At 67.5% G+C, this 24,989-nt stretch carries 30 protein-coding genes; 12 read left to right on the top strand and 18 right to left on the bottom strand.

What is annotated here, in order from left to right; all coding sequences use genetic code 11:
- Positions 1–158: 158 nt before the first annotated feature.
- The gene (gene ggt / locus AC1RR5_RS02035) at positions 159–1,859 is read left to right on the top strand and encodes a gamma-glutamyltransferase (RefSeq protein ID WP_492919430.1); all 1,701 of its coding nucleotides are present in this window, start codon (positions 159–161) and stop codon (positions 1,857–1,859) included.
- On the opposite strand, the gene AC1RR5_RS02040 is transcribed toward ggt, so the two are convergent.
- Positions 1,860–2,183: a low molecular weight protein tyrosine phosphatase family protein gene (locus AC1RR5_RS02040; RefSeq protein ID WP_492919431.1), complete on the bottom strand. Its 324-nt coding sequence runs from the start codon at positions 2,181–2,183 to the stop codon at positions 1,860–1,862. It lies immediately after the preceding gene.
- A 4-nt stretch (positions 2,184–2,187) separates the two neighbouring features.
- The gene (pyrF, locus tag AC1RR5_RS02045) at positions 2,188–2,877 is read right to left on the bottom strand and encodes an orotidine-5'-phosphate decarboxylase (protein WP_492919432.1); all 690 of its coding nucleotides are present in this window, start codon (positions 2,875–2,877) and stop codon (positions 2,188–2,190) included.
- 84 nt (positions 2,878–2,961) lie between these two features.
- Here pyrF and AC1RR5_RS02050 point away from each other — a divergent pair, with 84 nt between their 5' ends.
- Together AC1RR5_RS02050 and AC1RR5_RS02055 are read left to right on the top strand one after the other, a co-directional pair.
- Positions 2,962–3,657: a MarC family protein gene (locus AC1RR5_RS02050; protein ID WP_492919433.1), complete on the top strand. Its 696-nt coding sequence runs from the start codon at positions 2,962–2,964 to the stop codon at positions 3,655–3,657.
- Positions 3,658–3,659: 2 nt separating this feature from the next.
- Positions 3,660–4,901 (top strand): UbiH/UbiF/VisC/COQ6 family ubiquinone biosynthesis hydroxylase, encoded by a 1,242-nt coding sequence (locus tag AC1RR5_RS02055; RefSeq protein WP_492919434.1) that lies wholly within the window; start codon positions 3,660–3,662, stop codon positions 4,899–4,901.
- 1 nt (position 4,902) lies between these two features.
- Here AC1RR5_RS02055 and AC1RR5_RS02060 read toward each other — a convergent pair whose 3' ends face one another.
- The 4 genes from AC1RR5_RS02060 to AC1RR5_RS02075 all read right to left on the bottom strand — a co-directional run bounded on the left by AC1RR5_RS02060 (position 4,903) and on the right by AC1RR5_RS02075 (position 7,315).
- Positions 4,903–5,118 carry a Trm112 family protein gene (locus tag AC1RR5_RS02060; protein ID WP_492919435.1) on the bottom strand — a complete coding sequence of 72 codons (216 nt, stop codon included), beginning with the start codon at positions 5,116–5,118 and terminating at the stop codon, positions 4,903–4,905.
- Positions 5,119–5,127: 9 nt separating this feature from the next.
- The gene (locus tag AC1RR5_RS02065; protein ID WP_492919436.1) at positions 5,128–5,799 is read right to left on the bottom strand and encodes an LON peptidase substrate-binding domain-containing protein; all 672 of its coding nucleotides are present in this window, start codon (positions 5,797–5,799) and stop codon (positions 5,128–5,130) included.
- A gap of 8 nt (positions 5,800–5,807) precedes the next feature.
- Complete coding sequence (locus AC1RR5_RS02070; RefSeq protein WP_492919438.1) at positions 5,808–6,725, bottom strand: tetratricopeptide repeat protein; 918 nt, start codon at positions 6,723–6,725, stop codon at positions 5,808–5,810.
- Positions 6,726–6,811: 86 nt separating this feature from the next.
- On the bottom strand, positions 6,812–7,315 hold the full coding sequence (locus AC1RR5_RS02075; protein ID WP_492919439.1) for a prolyl-tRNA synthetase associated domain-containing protein: 504 nt from the start codon (positions 7,313–7,315) through the stop codon (positions 6,812–6,814).
- A gap of 80 nt (positions 7,316–7,395) precedes the next feature.
- On the opposite strand from AC1RR5_RS02075, the gene AC1RR5_RS02080 reads away from it, so the two are divergent.
- The 3 genes from AC1RR5_RS02080 to AC1RR5_RS02090 all read left to right on the top strand — a co-directional run bounded on the left by AC1RR5_RS02080 (position 7,396) and on the right by AC1RR5_RS02090 (position 9,230).
- Positions 7,396–8,142 carry a DUF6065 family protein gene (locus AC1RR5_RS02080; RefSeq protein WP_492919440.1) on the top strand — a complete coding sequence of 249 codons (747 nt, stop codon included), beginning with the start codon at positions 7,396–7,398 and terminating at the stop codon, positions 8,140–8,142.
- 219 nt (positions 8,143–8,361) lie between these two features.
- Complete coding sequence (locus tag AC1RR5_RS02085; protein ID WP_492919441.1) at positions 8,362–8,928, top strand: hypothetical protein; 567 nt, start codon at positions 8,362–8,364, stop codon at positions 8,926–8,928.
- A gap of 2 nt (positions 8,929–8,930) precedes the next feature.
- Entirely contained in the window at positions 8,931–9,230 is a 300-nt protein-coding gene (locus tag AC1RR5_RS02090) for a winged helix-turn-helix domain-containing protein (RefSeq protein WP_492919442.1), read from the top strand.
- Here the strand turns inward: AC1RR5_RS02090 and rhaT are convergent.
- Together rhaT and glmM are read right to left on the bottom strand one after the other, a co-directional pair.
- Positions 9,227–10,294 (bottom strand): L-rhamnose/proton symporter RhaT, encoded by a 1,068-nt coding sequence (gene rhaT, locus AC1RR5_RS02095; protein ID WP_492919443.1) that lies wholly within the window; start codon positions 10,292–10,294, stop codon positions 9,227–9,229. The two genes, AC1RR5_RS02090 and rhaT, sit on opposite strands and share 4 nt — an antisense overlap.
- Before the next feature lie 135 nt (positions 10,295–10,429).
- The gene (gene glmM / locus AC1RR5_RS02100) at positions 10,430–11,776 is read right to left on the bottom strand and encodes a phosphoglucosamine mutase (protein WP_492919444.1); all 1,347 of its coding nucleotides are present in this window, start codon (positions 11,774–11,776) and stop codon (positions 10,430–10,432) included.
- Positions 11,777–11,936: 160 nt separating this feature from the next.
- Between glmM and glmS the strand changes: the two genes are divergently transcribed.
- Both glmS and AC1RR5_RS02110 read left to right on the top strand, forming a co-directional pair.
- The gene (gene glmS / locus AC1RR5_RS02105; RefSeq protein WP_492919445.1) at positions 11,937–13,757 is read left to right on the top strand and encodes a glutamine--fructose-6-phosphate transaminase (isomerizing); all 1,821 of its coding nucleotides are present in this window, start codon (positions 11,937–11,939) and stop codon (positions 13,755–13,757) included.
- 124 nt (positions 13,758–13,881) lie between these two features.
- Positions 13,882–14,175: a GIY-YIG nuclease family protein gene (locus tag AC1RR5_RS02110; RefSeq protein ID WP_492919446.1), complete on the top strand. Its 294-nt coding sequence runs from the start codon at positions 13,882–13,884 to the stop codon at positions 14,173–14,175.
- A gap of 47 nt (positions 14,176–14,222) precedes the next feature.
- Here AC1RR5_RS02110 and AC1RR5_RS02115 read toward each other — a convergent pair whose 3' ends face one another.
- Both AC1RR5_RS02115 and AC1RR5_RS02120 read right to left on the bottom strand, forming a co-directional pair.
- Positions 14,223–15,626, bottom strand: a complete 1,404-nt coding sequence (locus AC1RR5_RS02115; protein WP_492919447.1) for an amino acid permease — start codon at positions 15,624–15,626, stop codon at positions 14,223–14,225.
- Positions 15,627–15,823: 197 nt separating this feature from the next.
- Complete coding sequence (locus AC1RR5_RS02120; RefSeq protein WP_492919448.1) at positions 15,824–16,999, bottom strand: class I SAM-dependent methyltransferase; 1,176 nt, start codon at positions 16,997–16,999, stop codon at positions 15,824–15,826.
- A gap of 63 nt (positions 17,000–17,062) precedes the next feature.
- Between AC1RR5_RS02120 and AC1RR5_RS02125 the strand changes: the two genes are divergently transcribed.
- Both AC1RR5_RS02125 and AC1RR5_RS02130 read left to right on the top strand, forming a co-directional pair.
- The gene (locus AC1RR5_RS02125; protein ID WP_492919796.1) at positions 17,063–17,578 is read left to right on the top strand and encodes a GNAT family N-acetyltransferase; all 516 of its coding nucleotides are present in this window, start codon (positions 17,063–17,065) and stop codon (positions 17,576–17,578) included.
- A 206-nt stretch (positions 17,579–17,784) separates the two neighbouring features.
- Positions 17,785–18,573, top strand: coding sequence for a hypothetical protein (locus AC1RR5_RS02130; protein WP_492919449.1), 789 nt, complete (start codon positions 17,785–17,787; stop codon positions 18,571–18,573).
- On the opposite strand, the gene AC1RR5_RS02135 is transcribed toward AC1RR5_RS02130, so the two are convergent.
- The 3 genes from AC1RR5_RS02135 to AC1RR5_RS02145 are packed head-to-tail and all read right to left on the bottom strand — an operon-like array spanning position 18,570 to position 20,081.
- Complete coding sequence (locus tag AC1RR5_RS02135) at positions 18,570–19,028, bottom strand: nuclear transport factor 2 family protein (protein WP_492919450.1); 459 nt, start codon at positions 19,026–19,028, stop codon at positions 18,570–18,572. The two genes, AC1RR5_RS02130 and AC1RR5_RS02135, sit on opposite strands and share 4 nt — an antisense overlap.
- A 17-nt stretch (positions 19,029–19,045) precedes the next feature.
- The gene (locus AC1RR5_RS02140) at positions 19,046–19,681 is read right to left on the bottom strand and encodes a lysoplasmalogenase (protein ID WP_492919451.1); all 636 of its coding nucleotides are present in this window, start codon (positions 19,679–19,681) and stop codon (positions 19,046–19,048) included.
- The gene (locus tag AC1RR5_RS02145; protein WP_492919452.1) at positions 19,671–20,081 is read right to left on the bottom strand and encodes a YkvA family protein; all 411 of its coding nucleotides are present in this window, start codon (positions 20,079–20,081) and stop codon (positions 19,671–19,673) included. The genes AC1RR5_RS02140 and AC1RR5_RS02145 overlap by 11 nt, the downstream gene beginning before the upstream one ends.
- 65 nt (positions 20,082–20,146) lie before the next feature.
- Here AC1RR5_RS02145 and AC1RR5_RS02150 point away from each other — a divergent pair, with 65 nt between their 5' ends.
- On the top strand, positions 20,147–20,929 hold the full coding sequence (locus AC1RR5_RS02150) for an SDR family NAD(P)-dependent oxidoreductase (protein WP_492919453.1): 783 nt from the start codon (positions 20,147–20,149) through the stop codon (positions 20,927–20,929).
- A 51-nt stretch (positions 20,930–20,980) separates the two neighbouring features.
- Here the strand turns inward: AC1RR5_RS02150 and AC1RR5_RS02155 are convergent, their stop codons facing one another.
- The 3 genes from AC1RR5_RS02155 to AC1RR5_RS02165 all read right to left on the bottom strand — a co-directional run bounded on the left by AC1RR5_RS02155 (position 20,981) and on the right by AC1RR5_RS02165 (position 22,750).
- Entirely contained in the window at positions 20,981–21,571 is a 591-nt protein-coding gene (locus tag AC1RR5_RS02155; RefSeq protein WP_492919454.1) for a CC0125/CC1285 family lipoprotein, read from the bottom strand.
- Between the two features lie 97 nt (positions 21,572–21,668).
- A complete protein-coding gene (locus AC1RR5_RS02160; RefSeq protein ID WP_492919455.1) occupies positions 21,669–22,301 on the bottom strand; it encodes a LysE family translocator in 633 nt (210 codons plus the stop codon).
- A 41-nt stretch (positions 22,302–22,342) separates the two neighbouring features.
- Positions 22,343–22,750 carry an MAPEG family protein gene (locus AC1RR5_RS02165; RefSeq protein ID WP_492919456.1) on the bottom strand — a complete coding sequence of 136 codons (408 nt, stop codon included), beginning with the start codon at positions 22,748–22,750 and terminating at the stop codon, positions 22,343–22,345.
- A 151-nt stretch (positions 22,751–22,901) separates the two neighbouring features.
- Between AC1RR5_RS02165 and AC1RR5_RS02170 the strand changes: the two genes are divergently transcribed.
- Positions 22,902–23,102 (top strand): KTSC domain-containing protein, encoded by a 201-nt coding sequence (locus tag AC1RR5_RS02170; protein WP_492919457.1) that lies wholly within the window; start codon positions 22,902–22,904, stop codon positions 23,100–23,102.
- Between the two features lie 198 nt (positions 23,103–23,300).
- Here AC1RR5_RS02170 and AC1RR5_RS02175 read toward each other — a convergent pair whose 3' ends face one another.
- Entirely contained in the window at positions 23,301–24,527 is a 1,227-nt protein-coding gene (locus tag AC1RR5_RS02175; protein WP_492919458.1) for an argininosuccinate synthase, read from the bottom strand.
- An 83-nt stretch (positions 24,528–24,610) separates the two neighbouring features.
- Entirely contained in the window at positions 24,611–24,973 is a 363-nt protein-coding gene (locus AC1RR5_RS02180; protein WP_492919459.1) for a hypothetical protein, read from the bottom strand.
- Positions 24,974–24,989: the final 16 nt, after the last annotated feature.

Genomic DNA, 24,989 nt, shown 5'->3' on the forward strand with positions numbered 1-24,989 from the left:
ACCCCAAACATGCCTTTTCGAGCACGATGGGCGTTAAATGCGGCGCCGAGCGATGAATGGACGGGGCGCATGGCCTGGATCGCCGCGTTCAGCGTCCGCGTCTCCCCAATGATCTTCAAGCCGGCTAACGTGACCGGACATCGTCACGGAGATCTGCCTTGCGCCTGCTGTCCCGGATCGCCGCGAGCCTGTCGGCCGCCCTGCTGCTGACCGCGTCGCCGGTTTTGGCAGCGCCCGCCAAGTCGAAGGCGGCGGTCGTCCGCGCGCTGGATGCCGGGGCGGTGGCTTCGCCCGATCGCTACGGGGCCCTGGCCGCGCAGGAGATCCTCAAGGCCGGCGGCAACGCCGTCGATGCGGCGGTGGCGACGGGGTTTGCCTTGGCGGTGACCTATCCCGAGGCCGGCAATCTGGGCGGCGGCGGGTTCATGACCCTGTACGTGAACGGCAAGCCCTACTTCCTGAACTATCGCGAGACGGCGCCGGCGGCGGCTTCGGCCGACATGTACCTGGGCAAGGACGGCGAGCCGGTCGAGGGGCTGTCGCTGTTCGGCAATCTGGCGGCGGGCACGCCGGGCACGGTGCGCGGCCTGGCCATGGCCCACCAGCGGTTCGGCAAGCTGCCGTGGGCGCGGGTGCTGGCGCCGGCGATCCGCTATGCGCGGGAGGGTTTCCTGGTCAACGCGCAGTTCTCAGGCATGCTCAGCAACGAGGTCCCGCCGCAGTTCTCCAGGACCAACTTCCGCGACTATTTCGGGCCGGTGAAGGCCGGGACGATGTTCAGACAGTCGGCCCTGGCCCAGACCCTGGAGCGGATCGCCAAGGGCGGTGACAAGGGCTTCTACGAGGGCAAGACCGCCGACCTGATCGTCGCCCAGATGCAGCGCGGAGCGGTGAAGGGGCTGATCACCAAGGCCGACCTGGCGGGCTACAAGGCCGTGTGGCGTGAACCGCTGAAGGCCAAGTGGCGCGGCTATGACGTGATCACCGCCCCGCCGCCCAGCTCGGGCGGTATCGCTCTGATGCAGCTCCTGCTGATGAAGCAGGACCTGGCGCCGACGTTCGAAGGCGTGGCGCTGAACAGCCCGCAGTACATCCACCTGCTGGCCGAGATCGAGAAGCGCGTCTATGCCGACCGGGCCGAATATCTGGGCGATCCGGACTTCGTGAAGGTCCCGGTCTCGAACCTGATCGATCCGTCGTATGTGGCGCGGCGGGCGAAGGAGGTGGATCCGGCCAAGCCGTCGGCCACCAAGGCCGTGACGCCCGGCCTGGAGAAGCCGCAGACCACGCACTATTCGGTCGTCGATCGCTGGGGCAATGCGGTGTCCAACACCTACACCCTGAACGGCTGGTTCGGCTCGGGCGTGGTGGTCGAGGGGGCGGGCTTCCTGCTCAACGACGAGATGGACGACTTCTCGGCCAAGCCGGGCGCGCCCAACATGTTCGGCGTGGTCGGCGGGGCGGCCAACGCCATCGCGCCGGGCAAGCGGCCGCTGTCGTCGATGACGCCGACGATCCTGGTCAAGGACGGTCGGCCGGCCATGGTGATCGGCACGCCGGGCGGCTCGCGGATCTTCACCTGGGTGTTCCAGGTGCTGGCCAATGTCTACGACTTCAAGCTCAGCCTGAAGGCGGCCCAGAAGGCGCCGCGCTTCCACCACCAGCTGCTGCCGGAGAATGTGATCTTCTACGAGCCCTCGGCGCCGCCGTCCGTGGCGTTGAAGACCGCGCTGGAGGGTAGGGGCTATCGCTGGGTCGAGGACTTCAGCGGCGACATGGAGGCGATCCAGGTCGTGGGCCGCACGCCCGTGCCGGAGGCGGATCCCCGGGCGCGGGGGGTAGCGATGGTGGTGAAGTAGCTAGCGCCGGAGAAACGGCGGGACCTTGGCCTGGAGGATCCTGACCAGCTCCGGGTCCATGAACTCGTAGTCGTCCGGGATGCCCAGCACGATCACGCGGACGTCCTTCAGGTGCTTCTTGAAGCGGCGCGACAGCTTGTTGCGGTGCGCCTGCTCCATGACCAGCACCAGATTGGCCCAGTCCAGGGCCTCGGGCGTCACCGGGTTGCCGCAGGTGTCGTCGAGGCCGGCGGAATCGACCTCGATGCCGGGCCAGCTGGCGAACACCTGCTCGGCCGTCGGGCTGCGCAGCTTGTTCTGGCTACAGACGAAAAGGACGTTCACGCGCCTACAGTCCGCGGATCTCTCCCACCACCTTCAGCGCCGCTTCGCGCGGGTCGTTGGCGGCCGTGATCGGGCGGCCGCAGACCAGGTGGCTGGCGCCGGCGCGGATGGCGTCGGCGGGGGTGGCCGCGCGGGCCTGGTCGTTCTTGGCCGACCAGTCCGGGCGCACGCCGGGGGTGACGATCAGGAAATCAGGGCCGGCGATCTCACGGGCCAGGGCCGCTTCGTGGGGCGAAGAGACGATGCCGTCGACGCCGGCTTCGACGGCCTGACGCACGCGGCGCTCGACCAGGTCGCGGGCGTTGAAGCTGTAGCCCATCTCGACGAGGTCGGCGTCGGTCAGGCTGGTCAGCACGGTGACGGCCAGGATCTTCAGGGACGAGTCGCCGCGCGCTTTCACCGCCGCCTTCATCACCTGCGGCTCGGCGTGGACCGTCAGCAGGTCGCAGCCGCTCTGGGCCAGCACGCGGGCCGAGCGCTCCACGGTCGCGCCGATGTCGTGCAGCTTCCAGTCCAGGAAGATCGACTTGCCGCTGGCCTTGAGTTCGTGAGCCAGGGTCATGCCGTCGCTGGCCAGCAGCTCCAGGCCGATCTTGTAGAAGCTGACCGCGTCGCCCAGCTGCTCGACCATGCGGCGGGCGTCGTCCGTGGTGGGCAGGTCGAGCGGCACGATCAGGCGCGGATCAGCGGTCATATTCGGTCCCCGGGGTTGGCGCGCGTGGTCGCCGGCCCTAGGAAGGGTCGAGCTTGGGCGCGGATTGCAAGGTAAGGACGTCGAATGACCGAGGCGAAGCTGGCCGTCAACTTCTTCGTCGCGCTGTTCGCCCTGATCGACCCGATCGGCAACGTGCCTTTGTTCGCCGCCGCCACCCTGGGCGCGGCCGCGGCGGGACGCCGAATGGTGGCCGTCTATATCGGCCTGTTCGTCGCGGCGTTCCTGATCTTCTTCTTCTTCACGGGCGTGGGTCTGCTGGCGTTCTTCGGCATCTCGATGCCGGCTTTCCGCATCGCCGGCGGCGTCATCCTGTTCATTCTCGGCTTGGACATGCTGCGTGACGACTTCACCACCATGTTCGCCGACGCGGCCGAGGGCATCGAGGGCCAGTCGGCGCGGGTCTACGCCCAGAAGCGCTTCGAGCGCCTGATCGTGCCGTTCGCCATGCCGCTGCTGATCGGGCCGGGGGCGATCTCGACGGTGATCATCTACGCCGCTGAGGCCAAGCCGTTCGGCTGGGCGGGCCTGGGCCTGGGCGTGGCGGTGATCTCGGCGGTGTCGCTGGTGCTGGTGGCGGTGTTCTGGGCCTCGCCGCTGATCAGCCGGGCGCTGGGCCGGATCGGCATGAGCATCGTGGTGCGGGTGCTGGGCCTGATCCTCTGCGCTCTGGCGGTGCAGTTCGTGCTGATCGGCGTGGGCGACGCCACGCGCGGTCTGGTCCGTCCGGACGCCCAGGCCCCCTACGCGGAGGTCAAGTAGTCATGGACGCGGATGTCATCATCGCCGGCGCCGGCATGGCCGGCTCGACCCTGGCGCTGGCTCTGGCGTCGGGTGGCCTGAAGCCGCTCCTGGTCGATCCGCAGCCGTTCGAGGCCCAGCTGGCCCCCACCTTCGACGGGCGCAGCTCGGCGATCGCCTATTCCAGCTTCCGCCAGTGGCGCACGATCGGGGCGGGCGAGGCCCTGGCCCCCCACGCCCAGCGCATCGAGCAGATCCTGGTCACCGACGGCCGCACGCCCAGCGCGGCGGCCCGCAAGCCCTCGGCGGCCTTCCTGCGCTTCGACTCGAGCGAGATCTCGGGCCGCATCGACGGTGAGCCGCTGGGCTACCTGATCGAGAACCGCCGTATCCGCCAGGCCCTGGCCAAGGCGGTGACGGAAAAAGAGATCCCCGTCATCGCGCCGATGGCGGCCAAGGCGCTCTCGGTCGACGCGGCCGGCGCGCGGCTGACCCTGGCCGACGGCCGGGTGCTGTCGGCCCCGCTGGCGGTCAGCGCCGAGGGGCGGGGCTCGGTCCTGCGCCGCGCGGCCGGCATCGGCGAGATTGGCTGGCGCTACGGCCAGAGCGGCGTCGTCGCCACCGTGCGCATGCAGCGCCCGCACGAGGGCGTGGCCCACGAATATTTCCTGCCCAGCGGGCCGTTCGCCATCCTGCCGCTGACCGACAACCGCGCCAGCCTGGTCTGGACCGAGAGCACCGCGCGCGGCGAGGCCCTGCGCAACGCCAGCCCCGAGGCCTTCCACGCCCACCTGATGCGCCGGTTCGGTGACTTCCTGGGCGAGGTGACGATCGAAGGGCCGACCTTCGTCTATCCGCTGTCGCTGTCTCTGGCCGAGCGCATGGTCGCCCCGCGCCTGGCCTTGATCGGCGACGCCGCCCACGGGGTGCACCCGATCGCAGGACAGGGCCTGAACCTGGGCCTCAAGGACGCCGCCGCCCTGGCCGAGGTCCTGGTCGAGGCCATCCGCAACGGCGAGGACATCGGCGCCGAGGCGGTGCTGGAGCGCTACGCCCGCTGGCGGCGGTTCGACACGGTCAGCAACGCCGTGGCCTTCGACGCCTTCGTGCGGATCTTCTCGAACGACAACCCGCTGATGCGCCTGGCGCGCGGCGCGGGCCTGGCGGTGGTCAACCAGATCGCCCCGGCCCGGCGGTTCTTCATGCACGAGGCCGGCGGCGGGGTGGGCGACCTGCCCAAGCTGCTGCGGGGCGTGGCGCTCTAGCTTAAGCGTCCAGCTCGCGGGCTTCTTCCGGCAGCATGATCGGCACGCCGTCGCGGATCGGATAGGCCAGCTTGGCCGAGCGGCTGATCAGCTCGCCCTTGGCGCGGTCGTATTCCAGCGCGCCGCGGGTCACGGGGCACACCAGCACTTCCAGCAGGCGCGGATCGACGTCGATGCCAATATTCGAAGGGGGGGGAGCGGGAGCGGCTTCGGTCATGCGCCCTCTCTACTGGATCGAATGCGGTTCGTCATCGTCGCTGGCGGCCGCGTCGATCTCCAGGAGGGCGGTCAGGGTCGCCTTGCGCTCGAAGATGGTCTCGGCCTCGAGCAGGGCCTGCTTTTCCAGGGGCTCGAACGGCAGGGCCATGGCCAGGCTGTTGATCAGGGCGTCCGAGGGCGCGCTCTCGGCGTCGCCCCAGTCGATGGCCAGGCCCCGGTGGTCGAGATAACGACGCAAGGCCAGCAGCAGTCGGTCGATGTCGGACGCCGTGCGCACGCCGGCGGCGTCCTCGCGCAGGTCGGGCTCGTACGGCGTGAAGTCGGCGCGGACCTGGCGATAGGGCGTGCGCACCGGCAGCTCGTCACCAGCCCGGAAGCGGCAGATCCCGGTCAGGGTGATCAGGTAACGACCGTCGCTGGTCTCGGCGAAGCTGGTCACGCGGCCCGCGCAGCCGACCGGCGCCAGGGCCGGTCGCTCGTTGTCGGGCGCCTGGTGCGGGCGGGTCTGGATCATGCCGATGATCCGCTCGCCCGACATGGCGTCGTCCAGCATGTTCAGGTAGCGCGGCTCGAAGATGTTCAGGGGCAGCTGGCCGCCGGGCAGCAGCAGCACCCCGTCCAGCGGGAACACTGGGATCACCAGCGGCAAGTCGGCGAGCTTGCGATAGTTCCCCTGCATGGACGCTCCTAGCTGAAGAGAAGGGTCGACAGCTTGCGTCGACCTTGCTTGGCCGTTTCGGACGTCGGGCCCGCGGCCTCGAACACCGTCAGCAGCTGCTTGCGCGCCGCGTCGTCGTTCCAGGCACGGTCGCGCGCTATGATGGCCAGAAGGTGGTCGGCGGCCGTGTCCAGGTGACCTGCGCCGGCCAGGGCCTTGGCCAGCTCGAAACGGGCCTCGTGGTCGTCGGCGTCGGCGGCGAGGCGCTTTTCGAACTCGGCGGTCTCGGACGGCGCGTCTTCGGCCAGCGCCAGCGCGGCGCGGGCGGCGTCCAGGTCGGGATCCTTGGCGTCGGCCGGAGCCATGGCGACGACTTCAGCCGCGCCTTCCAGGTCGCCGCCCAGTAGATAGGCGCGGGCCATGCCGCCCAGGGCCTTGATGTTCTCGGGATCGGTCTGCAGCGCCTGGGCGAAGGCCTGGGCCGCGCCGCCGATGTCGCCGATCTCCAGCGATTCCTTGCCCAGGGCGATCAGGTCCTCGATGGCGCTGGGGCCGGCCGGACCGGTCAGCTTCTCGACGAAGGCCCGCACCTGGCTCTCGGGCAGGGCGCCCTGGAAGGCGTCCACCGGGCGGCCGTCGACGAAGGCGTAGACGGTCGGGATCGACTGCACGCGCAGCTGGCCAGCGAAACCCGGCTGGGCGTCGACGTCGATCTTCACGAGCTTGACCGCGCCGTTTGCGGCGTTGACGACCTTCTCGATCGTGGGCGTCAGTTGGCGGCACGGGCCGCACCAGGTGGCCCAGAAGTCGACGATGACGGGCTGGGTCTTGGAGGCTTCGATGACGTCCGCCATGAAGCTGGCGTCCGTGCCGTCCTTGATGTGCTCGCTCTTGCCCGAGGACGAATGGGCGGTGGGGGCAGCGGGCTTTTCGCCGATCAGGGACATCGGGTCTCTCGTGTACTCAAGGCAGGGAACGCGTCAGCCGCCAAGATGGTCCTTGGCGGGCGCTCGCGCAACATTCGGTTCGCGTGTCACGCGAGAGTCAGGGTCTCGAAGTCGACGATCAGCGGCTCCACGCCCAGCGCGGCCAGGAACTTCCTGAAGTCGGCCTGCGACACCGCCGTGGTGGCGTCGTTGCCCAGAGGGTGAAAGTTGACAGGGTCGCTTTGCGCCAGCGCCTTGTCGAGCACGAAGCGCAGGCGCTTTTCCGTGTCGTTGATCAAGCCGAAGGCGGTGACCGAGCCGGGCGTCACGCCCAGGGTCTCGACCATCATCTCCTGCGGGCCGAACGACAGCCGGCCCGAGCCGATCACGTGGTGCAGCTTCTTCAGGTCGATCGTCGTCTCGCCTAGGGCCGAGATCAGCCACAGCTGGCCCTTGGCGTCCTTGAGGAACAGGTTCTTGGTGTGGCCGCCGGGCAGGGCCTTCTTGATCTCCAGCCCTTCCTCGACGCGGAACACTGGCGGGTGGTCGAGGGTGGAGGCGGCAATGCCGTGGGCCTCGAAAAAGGCGAACAGGTCGGCTCTGGTCTTCATGAGGCTCTACTAGACGGCCCGAGGGCCGCAGGGCTAGACCTGAGGAACAGCTAGGGCAGGAAGAAGAGCAAAGGACCGGCATGGAACTGGAGTGCTACCCCACCGAGAACCGTCCGCCGGAAATCGTGCCCGGTCGGCCGCAGCGCGCCTGGATGGACCGGTTCGCCGAGCGCCATCCCTATCGCTGCCTGCCGCTGACCATGGCCAACACCACCGGCTGGGACATCATCTGCCCGGTCGGCTTCTCGATGACCTGGGACGGCGGGGCGCACCAGGAGTGCATCAAGTTCCAGCCCGACCATCCGTATCCGGGCTTCACCGACTTCGTGAAGACGCACTTCACGCGCGGGGTCGTGACCTTCCACACCGGCTATCTGTTCCGCACCCCGCCGGGCTGGTCGCTGATGGCCATGGGCCCGCCCAACCACGTCAAGGACGGCATCCAGCCGCTGGCCGGCGTGATCGAGACCGATTGGCTGCCGTTCCCGTTCACGATGAACTGGATCTTCACCCGCCCCGGCACGGTGCGGTTCGAGAAGGGCGAGACCTTCTGCTTCATCATGCTGATCCAGGACAAGCCGATGGAGGCCTTCCAGCCGGTGATCAAGTCGATGAACGCCAACCCCGAACTGCGCCGCCAGTACGACGTCTGGGCCGAGAAGCGCTCGGAGTTCAACAAGCTGATCTTCAACCGCGACCCCGAGGCGACCAAGGAGGCCTGGCAGCGGTTCTACTTCAAGGGCGAATACCCTGAAGAGATCGAGGCCGAGGCGCCGAGCCACCATGTGAACAAGCGGCGGATGAAGTCGCCGAAGGTGGGGGTCTAGGGAGCCGTAAATCCTCCCCCTAGCGGGGGAGGTGGCGCGAAGCGCCGGAGGGGGTAGTTGTCCTGGCCCGGCTTCTTCCGCCTCCGTCGGCTGCGCCGACACCGCCCCCGCTAGGGGGAGGATCTTCTATCTCGGCCTCGCCCAGAGCGCTCTGCTTGACAGAGCAGCTCCATCATGACCAACTCTGCATCGCAGAGTTCTCTGACCATGGAGGCTGTGATGACGAGCGTATCCAAGCACGAGGCCCAAGCGGCCCTGTCCGATATCGACAGCGTGACCCGCCGGGGCATGGCGCTGAAAAGCTACCGCCACGCCGGACCGATCCTGATGGTCTGGGGCGTGATCTGGGGCCTGGGCTATCTGGGCATGGCCCGGCTGTCGCCGGAATACTGGGGCTGGATGTGGGGCGGGCTGGACACCGTCGGGGTCGTGGGCACGCTGGTGCTGTCGTCGCGGTTCAAGCCGGCCGACGGCGGCGCGCCGAGCCAGGCCTGGCGGACCAGCCTGGGCATGGCCGCCTGCGTGGCCTTCATCCTGGCCATCGTGGCGGTGTTCCCCAAGACTGAGCTCTTGCCCTACATAGCCCTGCCGGGGCTGTTCGTGGGCTTTCTCTACACGGTGATGGGCGTGACGATGGCCGCCTGGCGCTACGCCCTGATCGGGGCGGTGGTGTTCGGGGCCACGCTGTTTGGCTACTACGCCTGGCCGCAATATCTGGCCGAGTGGCTGGCCCTGGTCGGCGGCGGCGGGCTGTTCCTCAGCGGCCTGTGGCTGAGGAGCGCGTGACCATGGCCGGGCTCGATGATGTGATCCACCAGCCGCTGCGGCTGAAGATCATGGCGGCCCTGGCGGCCGAGAAGGGCCAGCCGCTGGACTTCCCGCGCCTGAAGGCGATCACCGAAGCCACCGACGGCAACCTCGGCAGCCACCTGACGACCCTGGAGAAGGCCGGCTACGTGGCGATCGAGAAGGACTTCGTCGGCAAGCGCCCCCGCACCCAGGCGCGGCTCACGCCCGAAGGGCGCAAGGCCTTCCGGGCGCATGTCGATTATCTGCGAGGTGTGGTCGAGGCCGCGGACGACCTCTAGCCGCCGATCATGTTCCCATAACCGATGACGATGGTCGCGCCGACCAGCAGGGCCACGCCGGCCCAGACCATGTTGCGCACGGCCGGACGGGCGTCCTTCCACTCCTTGAAGGCAAAGCCCCACAGGGTGCCGAAGATGATGATCGAGGCCATGTGCAGGGTCCAGCTGGAGAAGCCGAACTTACCCATCTGGCTTTCGCCCATCGTGTAGAAGAAGAACTGGAAGTACCAGGCGGTGCCGGCCAGGGCGCACAGCAGGTAGTTGGCCAGCAGCGGAGCCTTGGCCTCGCCGGTGTCGGCTTCAGCGGTCTTACCCAGCCATTGGCCGGCCGACTTGTTGCGGATGATCAGGCCGGCGCACCAGACGCCGTTGGTGATCAGGCCGCCGAACATCACCAGGCACAGGGCCGGCAGGCCGGTCCACAGCGGGCCGGTTCCGGCGGCGGCCGACAGCGCCTTGATCGGTTCGCCCGCCGCCAGGCCGAAAGCGAAGCAGGCCGACATGATCCCCGAGAAGATCGCGACGGCGATGCCCTTCTTGAAGTCGAACTCGGCGACGGCGGCGGCCTTCTGGTCGGGCGACAGGTCGGCGTCCTTCTTGGCCCCGGCCATGGCCACCACGACGATGCCGGCCAGGGTCATCAGCAGGCCCAGCAGGATGATCTTGCCCGAGGTCGAGCCCAGCAGGGTTTCGGCGAACGTGCCGCGCACGATCGGCGGGATCAGGGTGCCGAACACGGTGCACAGGCCCAGCACCACGGCCATGCCCAACGAGAGGCCCAGATAGCGCATGGTCAGGCCGTAGGTCAGGCCGCCAAAGCCCCAGAGCACGCCGAACAGGACGCACAGGCCGACGACGTTCGACGGGACCTGGCCCATGACACCCAGCAGGTCGTTGGTGCGGATCGAGGCGAACAACCACGGAGCCAGCAGCCAGGAGAAGATCCCCCCGGTCAGCCAGTAGATCTCCCACGACCAGCGCTTCACGCCGCGATACGGAACATAGAAGCTGGCCGAGGCCAGACCGCCCAGCCAGTGGAAGACGACGCCAAGCAACGGGTTCATGCGCGCGCCTCGCGAGGCGCGGTTCCGGTACGCTGCATGTCTTCCTCCATCACCATGGATCCCGAAATATGGGATGCTTTTCTACATGATGGAGGTTTTTGCCGGGAAAGGCAAAGGTCAGAGTGGGGGGGGGGCCTAGACCGCCTTCACCGCGCTGACGATCGACTTCACCACCTTGGTCACCAGGGCCGGGTCGTCGCCCTCGGCCATGATGCGGATCAGGGGTTCGGTGCCCGAGGCGCGCACGACGATACGGCCCGAGCCGTTCAGCTGGCTCTCGCCGTCGGCGATGGCTTCTCTCACCGTCTTGGCTTCCAGCGGCTTGCCGCCGGCGAAGCGGACGTTTTCCAGCAGCTGCGGCACCGGCTCGAACTGGCGGCCCAGCTCGCTCATCGGCTTGCCGCTCTGGATCATCACCGCCAGCACCTGCAGGGCGGCGATCAGGCCATCGCCGGTGGTCGAGAAGTCCGACAGGATCAGGTGGCCCGACTGCTCGCCGCCGACATTGAAGCCGCCTTCGCGCATGCGCTGCATGACATAGCGGTCGCCGACCGAGGTGCGCTCGAGCTTGAGGCCCAGCGCGCTCATCTGGCGCTCCAGGCCCAGGTTCGACATCACTGTGGCCACGACCCCGCCACCCTTCAGCGCGCCGGCGGAGGCGAAGGCGGCGGCGATGATGGCCATGATCTGGTCGCCGTCGACGACCACGCCCTTCTCGTCGCAGATCACCAGGCGGTCGGCGTCGCCGTCCAGGGCGATGCCGATGTCGGCGCGGTACTCGCGGACCATCTTGGCCATGGCCTCGGGATGGGTCGAGCCGCACTCCTCGTTGATGTTGGTGCCGTCGGGATCGTCGCCCAGGGCGATGACCTCGGCCCCCAGCTCGTAGAGGGCGGTCGGGGCCACGCGATAGGCCGCGCCATTGGCGCAGTCGATGACGATGCGCAGGCCCGACAGGTTCAGGTGGCGCGGGAAGGTCGCCTTGACGATCTCGACATAGCGGGCCTGGGCGTCGTCGATGCGCTTGACGCGGCCCAGAACGCGGGGGGCGGCGAGACCCTCTTGGAGCCCCTCGTCCATCAGGGCCTCGATCTTCAGCTCCTGCTCGTCCGACAGCTTGTAGCCGTCGGGGCCGAACAGCTTGATGCCGTTGTCGGCGAAATTGTTGTGGCTGGCGCTGATCATGATCCCGAGGTCGGCGCGCATCGAGCGGGTCATCATGGCCACGGCCGGGGTGGGCAGGGGGCCGAAGAGGCGCACGTCCATGCCGACGCTGGTCAGGCCGGCGACCAGGGCGGGCTCGATCATGTAGCCCGACAGGCGGGTGTCCTTGCCGATCACCACCAGGTGCCGGCGCTCGTCCTGCGAGCGGAACAGCTTGCCGGCGGCCAGGCCGACGCGCAGGGCGACCTCGGCCGTCATCGGATGCTTGTTGGCCTGGCCCCGGATGCCGTCGGTGCCGAAATAGGCGCGCTTGCTCATGGTCTTGTTGTCGTCTCGTTAGGGCCAAGCTTCGGACGCGAAACGATCCGAAATGCAGATTTATGGGAAGCGGTCTTGAGCGAGTGCTAAAGGCCGGCTTCGAAATCCTCGCGTGGCTAGGGATAATCCTGTCGACGCGTTCTACAAGGGATCATGGCCCATGTGCGGCATTATCGGCATCGTCGGAAAAGAGCCTGTCGCCGACCGTCTGATCGAGAGCCTCAAGCGGCTGGAGTATCGCGGCTATGACTCGGCGGGCATCGCGGCCCAGATCGATGGCAAGCTGGAGCGTCGTCGCGCCCCGGGCAAGCTGCGCGAGCTGGAGAGCGTGGTCGCCCATGAGCCGCTGGTCGCCACCACCGGCATCGGCCACACCCGCTGGGCCACTCACGGCGCCCCGACCGAACGCAACGCCCACCCGCACATCGTCGGCCGGGTGGCGGTGGTCCACAACGGCATCATCGAGAACTTCGCCGAGCTGAAGGCCGAGCTGATCGCCACGGGCCGCACCTTCGCCAGCGACACCGACACCGAGGTCGTCGCCCACCTGCTGGACGCCGAGCTGGCCACGGGCCTGGCCCCGCTGGAGGCCTTCCAGGCGACCCTGGCCCGCCTGCGCGGCGCCTTCGCCCTGTGCATCCTGGTCGGCGGCGAGGACGAGACCATCCTGGCCGCCCGCAACGGCCCGCCTCTGGCCATCGGCTACGGCCAGGGCGAGATGTTCGTCGGCTCCGACGGCCTGGCGCTCGGGCCCTTCACCAACCGAATCGCCTATCTGAACGACGGCGACCACGCGATCGTCGACCACAAGGGCGCGCGGATCTTCGGCGCTTCGAACACCCCCGTCGACCGCCCGATCAAGGTGGTGCCGGCCTCGGCCGTGCTGATGGAGAAGGGCAACTACCGGCACTTCATGGAGAAGGAGATCCATGACCAGCCGGAGGGCTGCCAGCGCACCATCGCGGCCTATGTCGACGCCATCGAGAACCGCGTGACGGTGGGTGGCGACATCGACTGGAACGGCCTGGACCGCATCCAGATCGTCGCCTGCGGCACCTCCTACATCGCCGGGATGATCGGCCGGTATCTGATCGAGCAGCTGGCCGACCTGCCGGTGGACGTCGAGATCGCCTCGGAGTTCCGCTACCGCCAGCCGGCGATCCGCAGCGACGCCCTGGTCATCGCCATGTCGCAGTCGGGCGAGACCGCCGACACCCTGGCGGCCCTGCGCTACTGCCAGGAGCGCGGCATGAAGAGCGCCGTGGTCGTCAACGCCACGGAATCGACCATGGCCCGCGAGGTCGACGTCGTGTGGCCGATCCACTGCGGCCCGGAGATCGGCGTGGCCTCGACCAAGGCCTTCACCGCCCAGGTCAGCGTGATGATCGCCATCGCCGTCGCGGCCGCCAAGGCGCGCGGGACTATCGACGAGGCCGAGGAGAAGCGCCTGGTGAAGGTGCTGCTGGAGGCTCCCCGCCTGATCGCCGAGGCCATCGGGCTGGAAGACGCCATCAAGGACATCGCCGCCGAGGTCGCCAAGGCCCGCGACGTCCTCTATCTGGGCCGCGGCCCGATGTCGGCCCTGGCCCTGGAAGGCGCGCTGAAGCTCAAGGAGATCAGCTACATCCACGCCGAGGGCTATGCCGCCGGCGAGCTGAAGCACGGCCCGATCGCCCTGGTCGACGACCAGACCCCGATCGTCATCCTGGCGCCCTACGACGCCTGGTTCGAGAAGTCGGCCTCGAACATGAGCGAGGTCATGGCGCGCGGCGGCCAGGTGATCTTCATCACCGACACCGAAGGCGCCAAGCACGCCCCGGCCGGCGCCAAGGTGGTGGTCACGGCCCCGGCCAGCGACCCGCTGGTCGCGACCCTGGTGATGTCGGCCCCGATCCAGCTCCTGGCCTACCACGTGGCGGTGGTGAAGGGCGCGGACGTCGACCAGCCGCGCAACCTGGCCAAGTCGGTGACGGTGGAATAGCGCCCACTCCGTCTGACCTGACAAACCTCCGCTCATCCCGCGAAAGCGGGGACCCAAGCCGAATTTACGGTTGCGAGAGTGGTTGGCGAGGGTTCATGATATGTTCTGTGGCGCGAGAGCGATCATGGACAACATGTTCTGCGTCTACCTGTTGGCCAGCAGGCCGTACGGCACGCTCTACTGCGGCCACACCGACGACCTTGCTCGCCGCATCTGGGAGCACCAGCAGAAGGCCCGCAAAGGCTTTGCGTCGAAATACGGTGTGGATCGGCTCGTCTGGTACGAGCTTGGCGAGACGCGGGAAGCGGCTTTCATCCGAGAGCGTCAGATCAAGAAATGGAACCGCGCCTGGAAGATCCAGCTCATCGAGGCGCTGAATCCCACGTGGTCCGATCTCGCTGAGACCCTGAACTGCTGAGCGTTATCCTGGGTCCCCGCTTTCGCGGGGATGAGCGGGTTTTTGTACTAGGCCCGATTGAGCGCCGAATTCTTCCGCGAATACCCGAAGTAAATCGCGCAAGCCGCCGCCACCCACACCGCGAACAGCAGCCAGGTGTCCAGCGGCAGGCCGATGATCAGGTAGCCGCAGAAGGCCACGCTGAGCGCCGGGACGACCGGGTACAGCGGGACCTTGTAGCCACGTGGCAGGTCGGGCTGGGTGCGGCGCAGGATGATCACGCCCAGCGAGACGATGGCGAAGGCGATCAGGGTGCCCATGCTGGTCAGGTTGACCAGCACGTCCAGCGGCACGAACGCCGCCAGCACGGCGATGAAGGCCGCCACGATGTAGGTGTTGAGGTCCGGGCTGTGGGTCTTGGGATCCAGGCGCTGGAACACCTTGGGCAGCAGGCCGTCGCGGCTCATGGCGTAGAGAATCCGCGTCTGGCCGTACATGACGACCAGGGTGATCGAGAAGATCGACACGATCGCCCCGACGCACAGGATCAGGGACGTCCAGGCCTGGCCCGTCAGGTTGCGCAGGATCACCGCCAGGCCCGCTTCCTGCCCCGCGAAGGCGGTCCAGGGTTGGGCCCCGACGGCGGCCAGGGCCACCAGGATGTAGACGGCAGTGACGATCAGCAGGCTCAGCACGATGCCCAGCGGCAGGGTGCGGCGCGGATCCTTGACCTCCTCGCCGGCCGTCGAGACCGCGTCGATGCCGATATAGGAAAAGAAGATCGACGAGGCCGCCGCGCCCACGCCCGCCACGCCCATCGGCATGAACGGCGTCAGGTTGCCGGCGTGGAAGCCGCTGAAGGCCACGACCACGAAGAACAGCAGCACCAGCAGCTTCAGCACCACCAGCACGGCGTTGATCGCCGCCGACTCCTTCACCCCGCGCAGCAGCAGGATCATGCAGGCCCCGACCAGCACCACGGCCGGCAGGTTGAACACCCCGCCCGCGCCGGGGGCCTTGGCGAGGGTGTCGGGCATCTTCCAGCCGACCAGGTCGACCAGCATCTCGTTCAGATACTGCCCCCAGCCCACGGCGATGGCCGAGGCCGAGACGGCGTATTCCAGCAAGAGGCACGCCCCGACCAGGAAGGCGACGAACTCGCCCAGGGTCGCGTAGGCGTACGAGTAGGACGAGCCCGACACCGGGATGGTCGAGGCCAGTTCGGCGTAGCACAGGGCCGTCAGGGCGGCCGTGATCCCGGCCAGCACGAACGACAGGATCACCGCCGGACCCGCCGCCGGCACGGCGGTGGTCAGGGCCACGAAGATGCCGGTGCCGATGGTCGCGCCAACGCCCAGCATGGTCAGCTGGAACAGGCCGATCGTGCGCGGCAGGCTTTCGGGCGGATGCTCGCCCTCGACTTGGGCGACGGGCTTGCGGCGCAGGAGGTCGGCGGCGCGGAACGGGGCCATGGCGGCTCTCGGTTAGTCGGCCGCCGATGCGGTCTTTCGAGTGGCGCTAATAACCACGCGGTCCAACCAACACAATCCGCTCATCCCCGCGAAAGCGGGGACCCAAGCCGAGTCTGCGGATGGGGTCTGGGCCGAGCCGCAACCTGAAAGGCCGCTTGGGTCCCCGCTTTCGCGGGGATGAGCGGTTTGGGGAGTGGTCAGGCCTTGAACAAATAATCCCGAGTCAACGGCGTCGCATCCCGCTTCTTGGCCAGCTGAATCTGGAAGACCATGTGGCCGCCGTGGCGGAAGCCCAGCTCGGCGCCCGCCAGGTAGAACTCCCACATCCGCCGGAAGCGGCCGTCGAACATGGTCGGGATGTCGGGATCGGCCATGAACCGCTCGCGCCAGATGCGGCAGGTCTCGGCATAGTGCAGGCGCAGGATCTCGACGTCGGTGATCCACAGGCCGGCCTGCTCGATTGCCGTGACGATCTCCGACAGGCCGGGGATGTAGCCGCCCGGGAAGATGTATTTCTGGGTGAAGGCGTTGGTCGCACCCGGCCCGTGCATCTTGCCGATCGAGTGGACCAGGGCGACGCCGTCCTCGTCGAGCAGCTTGGCGATGGTCTCGAAATAGGTCCGGAAGTTCGGCGCGCCGACGTGTTCCAGCATGCCGACCGAGACGATGCGGTCGAACTTTTCATCCAGGTCGCGATAGTCGGTCAGGCGGAAGTCGGTCTTGTCGGCCAAGCCCGCCTTCGCCGCGCGCTCCTTAGCCAGGGCCAGCTGCTCGGTCGACAGGGTCACCCCGGTCATCTGGGCCCCGAAGTCCTTGGCCAGCGTCATCGACAGGCCGCCCCAGCCCGAACCGATGTCGAGCGTCTTCATGCCCGGCTGGATCAGAAGCTTGCGGCCGATCAGGGCCTTCTTGGCTTCCTGGGCCTCCTCCAGCGTCATGTCCGGACGCTCGAAATAGGCGCAGCTGTACTGCATGTCGGTGTCGAGGAACCGGCGGTACAGGTCGTTGGACAGGTCGTAGTGGTGCGAGACATTGCGGCGCGAGGCCACGCGGTCGTTGACCTGCTGGATCCGCCGTTTCAGCGCCTTGCGGAAGCGGGTGAGAGCCGAGCCGCGCTTGGGCTTGCGCCCGCCGCTCTCGCCGACGATCGTCAGCAGGTCGGAGATGCTCCCCTGCTCGAAGACGATGTCCTCTTCCATATAGCCTTCACCGAGGCCGAGGCTCGGATTGGCCAGGCGACGCAGGCCACGCCCATTGACCCGGATGACGACCGGCGGCCCGGCGCCGTCCCCCGCCTTGATGACCCGGCCCCCCGGCAGATGCGCCGTGAAGTCGCCGGTCTTGATCATTTTGCTGAGCAGGGCTTCGATCATCCGACCAACTTAAGCACTGGTTCGTCCGCGACAACCTGTCGCACACGGAGGAAATTCATGTCGATGCTGGATCTGGTCGTCAGTCGCGCCGGCGCCGACGAAGCGGCGATCATCGCCAACCTGATGCAGCTCTACATCCACGACTTCTCGGAGTTGTGGTTCGACCGCGAGGTCGAGGGCGAGCTGGGGCCCGACGGGCTCTATTCCGGCTATCCAGGGCTGGAGACCTACTGGAGCGATCCGGCGCGCGAGGCCTGGCTGTTCCGGATCAAGGGCCTGCCGGTTGGTTTCGCCCTGGTCAACGACGTCGCCCATGCCCGCGCCCCGATCGACCGGGCGGTGGCCGAGTTCTTCGTCGTCCGCAAGCACCGCCGGCGCGGGGTGGGCATCGCCGCCGCCCACGCCCTGTTCGGCACCGCCTGGGGCGTCTGGGAAGCGGCGGTGGTCCGCCGCAACGCCGGGGGCCTGGCCTTCTGGCGTCAGGCGGCGGCCAGCTATCCGGGCGTGCGCGACATCGTCGAGGAGGACCACGACGACGCGCTGTGGAACGGGGCGGTGCTGCGCTTCCGGGTAGGGTAGGTCTGGCGCGGGCCATTGTGCAGCTTGATCGCGCGTGCGAAACCCAACCCTTAGGTTGTGGCGTAACGAGGGCTGGTCATGGCGAAGCTGATCCCGGCGCCGGGCGCCCTGGTCGACATGTTTGCCCACTATACGTCGCCTATCACCAGCATCACGGCCCTGACGGCGACGGGCCGGGAATCGACAGAGCCGATTTCTCGACAGGCATGGTCGCCTATCGCATCGCGCGCGACGGCGCGGTCTGGGTCGTGACCGACAGAGGGACCGGGGAAACCGACACGCTGCGTGACGTCGAGAAGATCTCGTTTTACGGCGCGGACCTGGACTTGGGATTGATCAACCCGGAAGCCGAGTTGGCGACGCACAACATCTTGCGGCTTCAGGAAGCGAACGTCGCGCTGTTGGTCGGCAATGGCGACCTCACCCTGGTCGAAGGCGTCGCCAACCTGATCAGGCTAGGCGACGCGACCACCACGGGGGCGACGCTGAACTACCAGTTCTTCACCGGCAAGATTCCGAGCCATGGCGGCATCGACTATCTGGTCTCGCCGACGGGGCCGAGCCCCAACAGCCTCAACAGCGCCTACCATAAGGCCTTCAACCTGGAAAACCGCTGCATCAACTTCGCGGTCAATCTGGGCAAGGTGGGCGAGGGCGCCGCCAAGTTCACCGCCGAATATGGCGCGCTGTCGCTGTTCGACGCGACCAGGAAGGCCTACGCCACCATCTTCGGCGGCACGCCGACCGACGCCAAGGTCCACCTGCTGATCGACAGCCGGGCCTACTATTTCGCGGCCTATGGCGGCGACGGCGCGACGGGCATCGGGACCAAGGCGGCCATGGTCGGCTGGCTGCTGGGCGAGGCCGCCAAGGCCGACGTCGGCATGTACGCCAAGGCCAGCGACGCCTTCCTGAACGACCTGGCCGACGGGGCCAGCTTCGCGGTCGACCTCGTGGGGGTCTATGGCAAGGTCGAATACAACTACGCCGGTTAGAGCTTCCGCAGCTCGGGGCAGGCGTCGGGTTCGGCCGTCCAGCTGATGCTGGCGATCTTCCAGGCGCTGTCCTGCTTGACCAGCGTGAAGACATCGATGCCGCAGTGCAGGGTCTTGCCGTCGCGCGAGACCTCGTAGGGCGCCGTGACCGTGGCGAGGCCGCCGCGGCGGATGACCACCGGCGACCAGATCCATTCCTTCACGCCTGGATCCAGATGCTTGCCATAGCTGTCCTCGAAGGCCACGCGGCCCAGCTTGAACTGGCCGCCGGCCAGGCTGCGCACGCCCATGAACTGAGCGTTGGGCAGGAACAGGGGTTTGAGGGCCTCGGTGTCGGCGGCGGACAGACCGTCGAGGAAGGCCTGGGTCACGGCCATCACCGCCTTGTCCTCGGGATCGGCCTGCGGCGGCGGGGCGGCGGTCTGGACGAGCGCGGCGATCACGAGAGCGAGCATGACGGTCTCCGAAAGGTCTAGCTCAGCATGCCCCAGCAGATGGCCGCCTGTCCGCCCCAATAGAGGAACCAGACGGCCCAGGCGGTCACGCGCGGGGAATTGAGCAGCTTGGCGCCCTTGAAGAGGTCAAAGGACAGGATGGCGTCCGAGGCCATGAAGGCCAGGGCCCCGGCGGTGGTCGGCCAGGCGGCGCGGGGCAGCAGCAGGCTGGTCACGACCATGCCGACGATCGCCAGGACATAGACGACGACCGGGATTCGCAGCTTGCCCAGCGATCCCCACAACGACCGTAGCATCAGCCCCGCCACGGCCCCGACCCCGGCGGCGGCCGGCCAGAACCAGACGGGCGGCGCGCCCTCGCGCTCCAGGAACAGCGGGATGTAGACGAGGTGGCCGACCAGGAAGGCGCCCAGACCCAATGGCAGCCAGCGCTTGGGATCGCCGGCCAGGAAGGCGTCGCCCAGGGCGCAGAAGGCCAGGGCCACGGCCAGCAACACCGAGCCGCCGTCCAGATAGGCCAGCACCGCCAGGGCCGCGACGGCGCTGGTCTTGACCACTGTCCGCAGCAGCGATGGGGGCTGCTCGACGAACACCAAGCCGTAGGCGAGGGCGCTACCGGCCGCGATCGCCCGCAGGATGGTTTCAGGCGTCATCGGAGAGTTTTTGCAGGAAGGCCTGGGCGGCCTCCTTGTGGCGCGGCTTGAGGGTCTTGCCCAGGATGGCCATCAGGGCCGCGAACACGGCCGCATCGTCGGTGAAGCCGATGGCCGGCAGGATGTCGGGAATGGCGTCCACCGGCAGCACGAAATAGGCCAGGGCCGCCAGCATCATGCCCTTGGCCGCCGCCGGCGTTTCCGGATCACGGGCGCACCACCAGACCGACAGGGCGTCGGATGCGAACGGGATCTTGGCCGCCACCTTGCGGATCTTGGGCAGGAAGCCCTCGCGCACCTTCTCCTCGTTGACCTGCACGGTCTGAGGGACCAGGGCCTTCTTGGGATCCAGCACCTCGTTGACGTTTACGTCGGGGGACGGTTTGGCGTCGCGGCTCATCGGTTTAAACCCTCACTCAAGCACGATCCTAAACGCTGCAAACGCGAACCCAAGGGGAAACGTCCATGAAACTCGACAACACCGTCGCCGCCGTCGTCACCGGGGGCGCTTCGGGCCTCGGCGAGGCCACCGCCCGCGCCCTGGCCGCCCAAGGCGTCAAGGTCGCCCTCTTCGACATGAACGAGGAACGTGGCGAGCAGGTCGCCAAGGAGATCGGCGGCGTGTTCTGCAAGGTCAACGTCACCAGCGACGCCGATGTCGACGCCGGCTTCGAGAAGGCCCGCGCCGCCCACGGCCAGGAGCGGATCCTGGTCAACTGCGCGGGCACCGGCAACGCGGCCAAGACCGCCAGCCGCGACAAGACCACCGGCGAGACCAAGCACTTCCCGCTCGACGCCTTCGACCGCATCATCCAGATCAACCTGGTCGGCACGTTCCGCTGCATCGCCAAGTCGGCCAAGGGCATGCTGGACCTGGAACCGCAGGAAGACGGCGAGCGCGGCGCGATCGTCAACACGGCCTCGGTGGCCGCCGAAGACGGCCAGATGGGCCAGGCGGCCTATTCGGCGTCCAAGGGCGGCGTCGTGGGCATGACCCTGCCGATCGCCCGCGACCTGATGGGCGAGGGCATCCGCGTCAACACCATCCTGCCGGGCATCTTCAACACCCCGCTGATGAACAACGCGCCCGAAGCGGTGAAGGCGGGCCTGGCCGCCTCGGTGCCGTTCCCCAAGCGCCTGGGCAATCCGGAAGAGTACGCCCAGCTGGCGCTGACCATGATCACCAACGGCTACTTCAACGGCGAGGACGTCCGTCTGGACGGCGGCATCCGCATGGCGCCGCGATAACGCTCGGCGCAGGCCGGAAATGGAAAGGGGGCCCACCGGGCCCCCTTTTTGTTACTTCGGCATCGGCCGCTGGATCGTGTTGTTCAGGTTGGCCATGATCTCGCGGGCGTCGTAGGCGCGCGGGTCGCCTTCCGGCTTCTTGCCCTTGTGCAGCAGGATCTCGGCGCCGGCCTCGAACCGCTCCACCGTGCGGATCTGGGCGCGGTCGGCGAAGAAGGGGTCACCCCAGAACGGGTCCCAGGTGCGCCAGCCATAACCGCCGCCGAAATAGCGCCAGGACGGGCGCCAGTAGCCGTACGGATATCCGTAGCCGAAGCCCGGACGGGCGAACGGATCGGGCTCGACATACGAGCGGGCGGTGCGGTCGGTGCGGTGATCAGCCGTCTCGAACCAGTCGTAGCCCTGCTGCACGGTCAGTTCGGCCGACCGATAGAGCAGGTAACGCTCGACCGTCTCGCGCGAGGTCAGGCTGTTGCCGGCGAAGCTGATCCGGTAGCGGTCGGTTTCCAGCCGCTGTTCGGAAAAGCCGCCGGTCGTCGAACCGGACGTGGCGCGGGGTTGATACGGGGTAGGCGTCGCGCAAGCCGCTAAGGTCGCGGCGAGAGCCAGCGATGCGGCGATGGCGACCTTCTTCATAGACATGACTTGCTCCTTCAAGCGGAGTCCTCGGTATTTAGGACAACTCTGGCCGGGCTTTGTGGTTTCGCCAAGGCAGAGTTTGCTACGGCGCTGAAACTTCTCAGCCTCTTGATACAATAAGTACGGCGGCCGTGATCAGAAGGATGCCGACCAAGATCGCGAAGCCACGACGGAAGCCCGGTTCGTTCATCCGGCTCGACAGCGCCGCCCCGCCGACGCCGTAGGACGACATGCTGATCAGGTCCATGCCGATGGTGGCGACGGCGAACATGATCAGCTGCGGAGCCAACGGACGCTTGATGTCCAGGAACGGCGGCAGCACGCCCGAGAAGAACAGCAGGATCTTCGGATTGGCGATCTGGACCATGAAGCCGTCGAAGAAGGCCGAGCGCCCGGCGCGGACGGTGGCCGAGGCATGGCTCTCGACGTTCTTGTACCCCGCCCACAGCGACTTCAGCCCCAACCAGACCAGATAGGCCGCGCCGGCCAGGGCCAGCACGTGGAAGGCCTTGGGGAACGCCAGGATCAGCGCGCCCAGGCCAAGCGCCGAGCAGGCGAACCAGACCAGGGTGGCGGTGTTCATGCCCACCACGCTGACCAGGGCGGCGCCCTTGCCGCGCTCCATGCCCGTGGCGATGGCGAACAGGTTGGCCGGCCCCGGGGTGATGGCCATGACGAACATGGCGACCAGGAAGGCGCCGTAGCGGGCGGGATCGACGGGCAGATGGTCCATGGCGCGGATATAGGCCTCCGCGCCATGGGCGGCAAAGCTTCCTAGTTGCCGATGACGATGAACACCCAGATCGCCCGGCCCAGGGCGCCGAACAGCAGGACCGCCGTAGCCAGGGCCTGGATGATGAAGCCGACCTCGCGCTTCTTGGGATCGGCGGCATAACCCAGGGCGTAGATGATCCGGCCCAGGATCCAGACCACGCCCAGGGCGGCGGCGACCAGGTCGTTCCAGTAGATGGCGAACAGCCACAGCGAGGGCAGGTAGATGACCAGCCACTCGACGGTGTTGGCCTGGACGCGCAGGTGGCGCTCCAGCTCCGGATGGCCGGTCATGGCCGGGGCGTCGATGCCCGACCGCCGGCGCGCGCCGGGGATGCGCAGGATCATCCAGACATAGACCAGCAGCGAGACCAGGGTGACGATCGCCACGAGCGCGTGGGACTGATGCATTGCGTTGGTTCCTCCCGACAGCCTCTGCCGGGCCGCCCAAAGGCAGAGCCTAGACGGGTTCGGGCCCTGCGCAACCTGGGCTCTGGGAACTCGCGACGCGCTGAACCGCTCCTAACACTGAACGATCCCCTGCACGGAGCCTCGTCCTGCTATGCATGTGGTGTCCACGGCGATCCGCGAGATCGATTACAACCCCGAACACGGCAAGCTGTTCGTCACGTTCAATGACGGCGACGAATACGTCTATGTCGGCGTCCCCGAGCGCGTTGGCCAGGCGTTTTTCCGCGCCCCGTCCAAGGGCCGGTTCTTCCAGCGGATCATCCGCGACCGGTACCCTTACAACCGCGTGTGAAATCTCTCCCCCGTTTTCCCGGCGAAGGCCGGGACCCAGATCTCCTAGCGCTTGGGCTGACTGGACGGGCGCTGAGCCCCTAGAGCTCACCCTAGCGTTCTTCGAGCTGGGCCCCGGCTTTCGCCGGGGAGACGGAGATATGAAAAGGGCGCTGCAAGTCTCCCCGCAGCGCCCTGAATTTTCAGCATTCCGAAATGCCTAGCCGCGCTTGTCGCGCTTGGCCAGCACGCGCAGGCGCAGGGCGTTCAGCTTGATGAAGCCGCCGGCGTCGCGGTGGTCGTAGGCGACCTTGCCTTCCTCGAAGGTGACCAGGTCCTGGTCGTACAGCGAGTAGGGGCTGCTGCGGCCGATGACCGTGACATTGCCCTTGTACAGCTTCACGCGGACCTGGCCGGTGACCTTCTGTTGGCTATAGTCGATGGCCGCCTGCAGCATCTCGCGCTCCGGCGTGAACCAGAAGCCGTTGTACACCAGCGTGGCGTACTTCGGCATCAGCTCGTCCTTCAGGTGCATCGCGCCGCGGTCCAGCGTGATGCTTTCGATACCCCGGTGGGCGGCCAGCAGGATGGTGCCGCCCGGGGTCTCGTAGACGCCGCGCGACTTCATGCCGACGAAGCGGTTCTCGACCAGGTCCAGGCGACCGATGCCGTTGTCGCGACCCAGCTCGTTGAGCTTGGTCAGCAGGGCGGCCGGCGACAGGGCGACGCCGTCGATGGCGACCGGGTCGCCCTTCTCGAAGTCGATCGTGATGACAGTCGGGGCGTCCGGCGCGTCCTCAGGCGCAATCGTGCGCATGTGGACGAACTCGGGGGCCTCGACCGCCGGGTCTTCCAGGACCTTACCTTCCGACGAGGAGTGCAGCAGGTTGGCGTCGACGCTGAACGGGGCTTCGCCGCGCTTGTCCTTGGTGATCTGGATCTGGTGCTTCTCGGCGAAGTCCAGCAGGGCCTCGCGGGACTTGAAGTCCCACTCGCGCCACGGGGCGATCACGGTGATGTCGGGCTCGAGGCCGTAATAGCCGAGCTCGAAACGGACCTGGTCGTTGCCCTTGCCGGTCGCGCCGTGGCTGACGGCGTCGGCGCCCATCTTGCGGGCGATCTCGATCTGCTTCTTGGCGATCAGCGGACGCGCGATCGAGGTGCCCAGCAGGTACTGGCCTTCATAGACCGTGTTGGCGCGGAACATCGGGAACACGAAGTCTCGGACGAACTCTTCGCGCACGTCCTCGATGAAGATGTTCTCGGGCTTCACGCCGGCGGCCAGCGCCTTGGCGCGCGCCGGTTCGATCTCTTCGCCCTGGCCGAGGTCGGCCGTGAAGGTGATGACTTCAGCGCCGTATTCGGTCTGCAGCCACTTGAGAATGATCGAGGTGTCGAGACCGCCCGAATAGGCGAGCACGACCTTCTTCACGGACTTGTCGGCCATGAGGGAGTCCTTCCGGAGAGAAACACAAAGTCGCGCGCCTTCAACGGCGAAAGGCGGCGCGGGTCAAGCGTTAAAGCGGACCCCTAGAGCTGACCTTCGTCCTGCAACGTCTTGATGACGAACCGCAGGTGGAAAAGCTGGCTCAGCGCCAGGCTGGCGGCCAGGGTGGCGCGGACCAGCAGGATGATCATCGCCTGGGTCGGGTCGTCGGTGAAGGTGGCCTGGGTGGCGGTGAACGACAGCAGCACGATGATCGACAGGATCGGTATGCTGAGCAGGCCCACGGCCTTGGGCGCACGCACGGTCGGCGCGCCGTCGCGACCCCACAGCATGGGCACCAGGGCGTCCTTGGGCAGGCGCTTCCAGGCGCCTTGGGCGGTCGCGGCGATGATGGCCAGGGCGGCGATCGACAGACCGTCGCCCAGTACGCGCAGGGTCGTTTCCATAAGCGGGACTGTACTC

Source organism: Caulobacter sp. GW821-FHT11E11, from assembly GCF_058808315.1.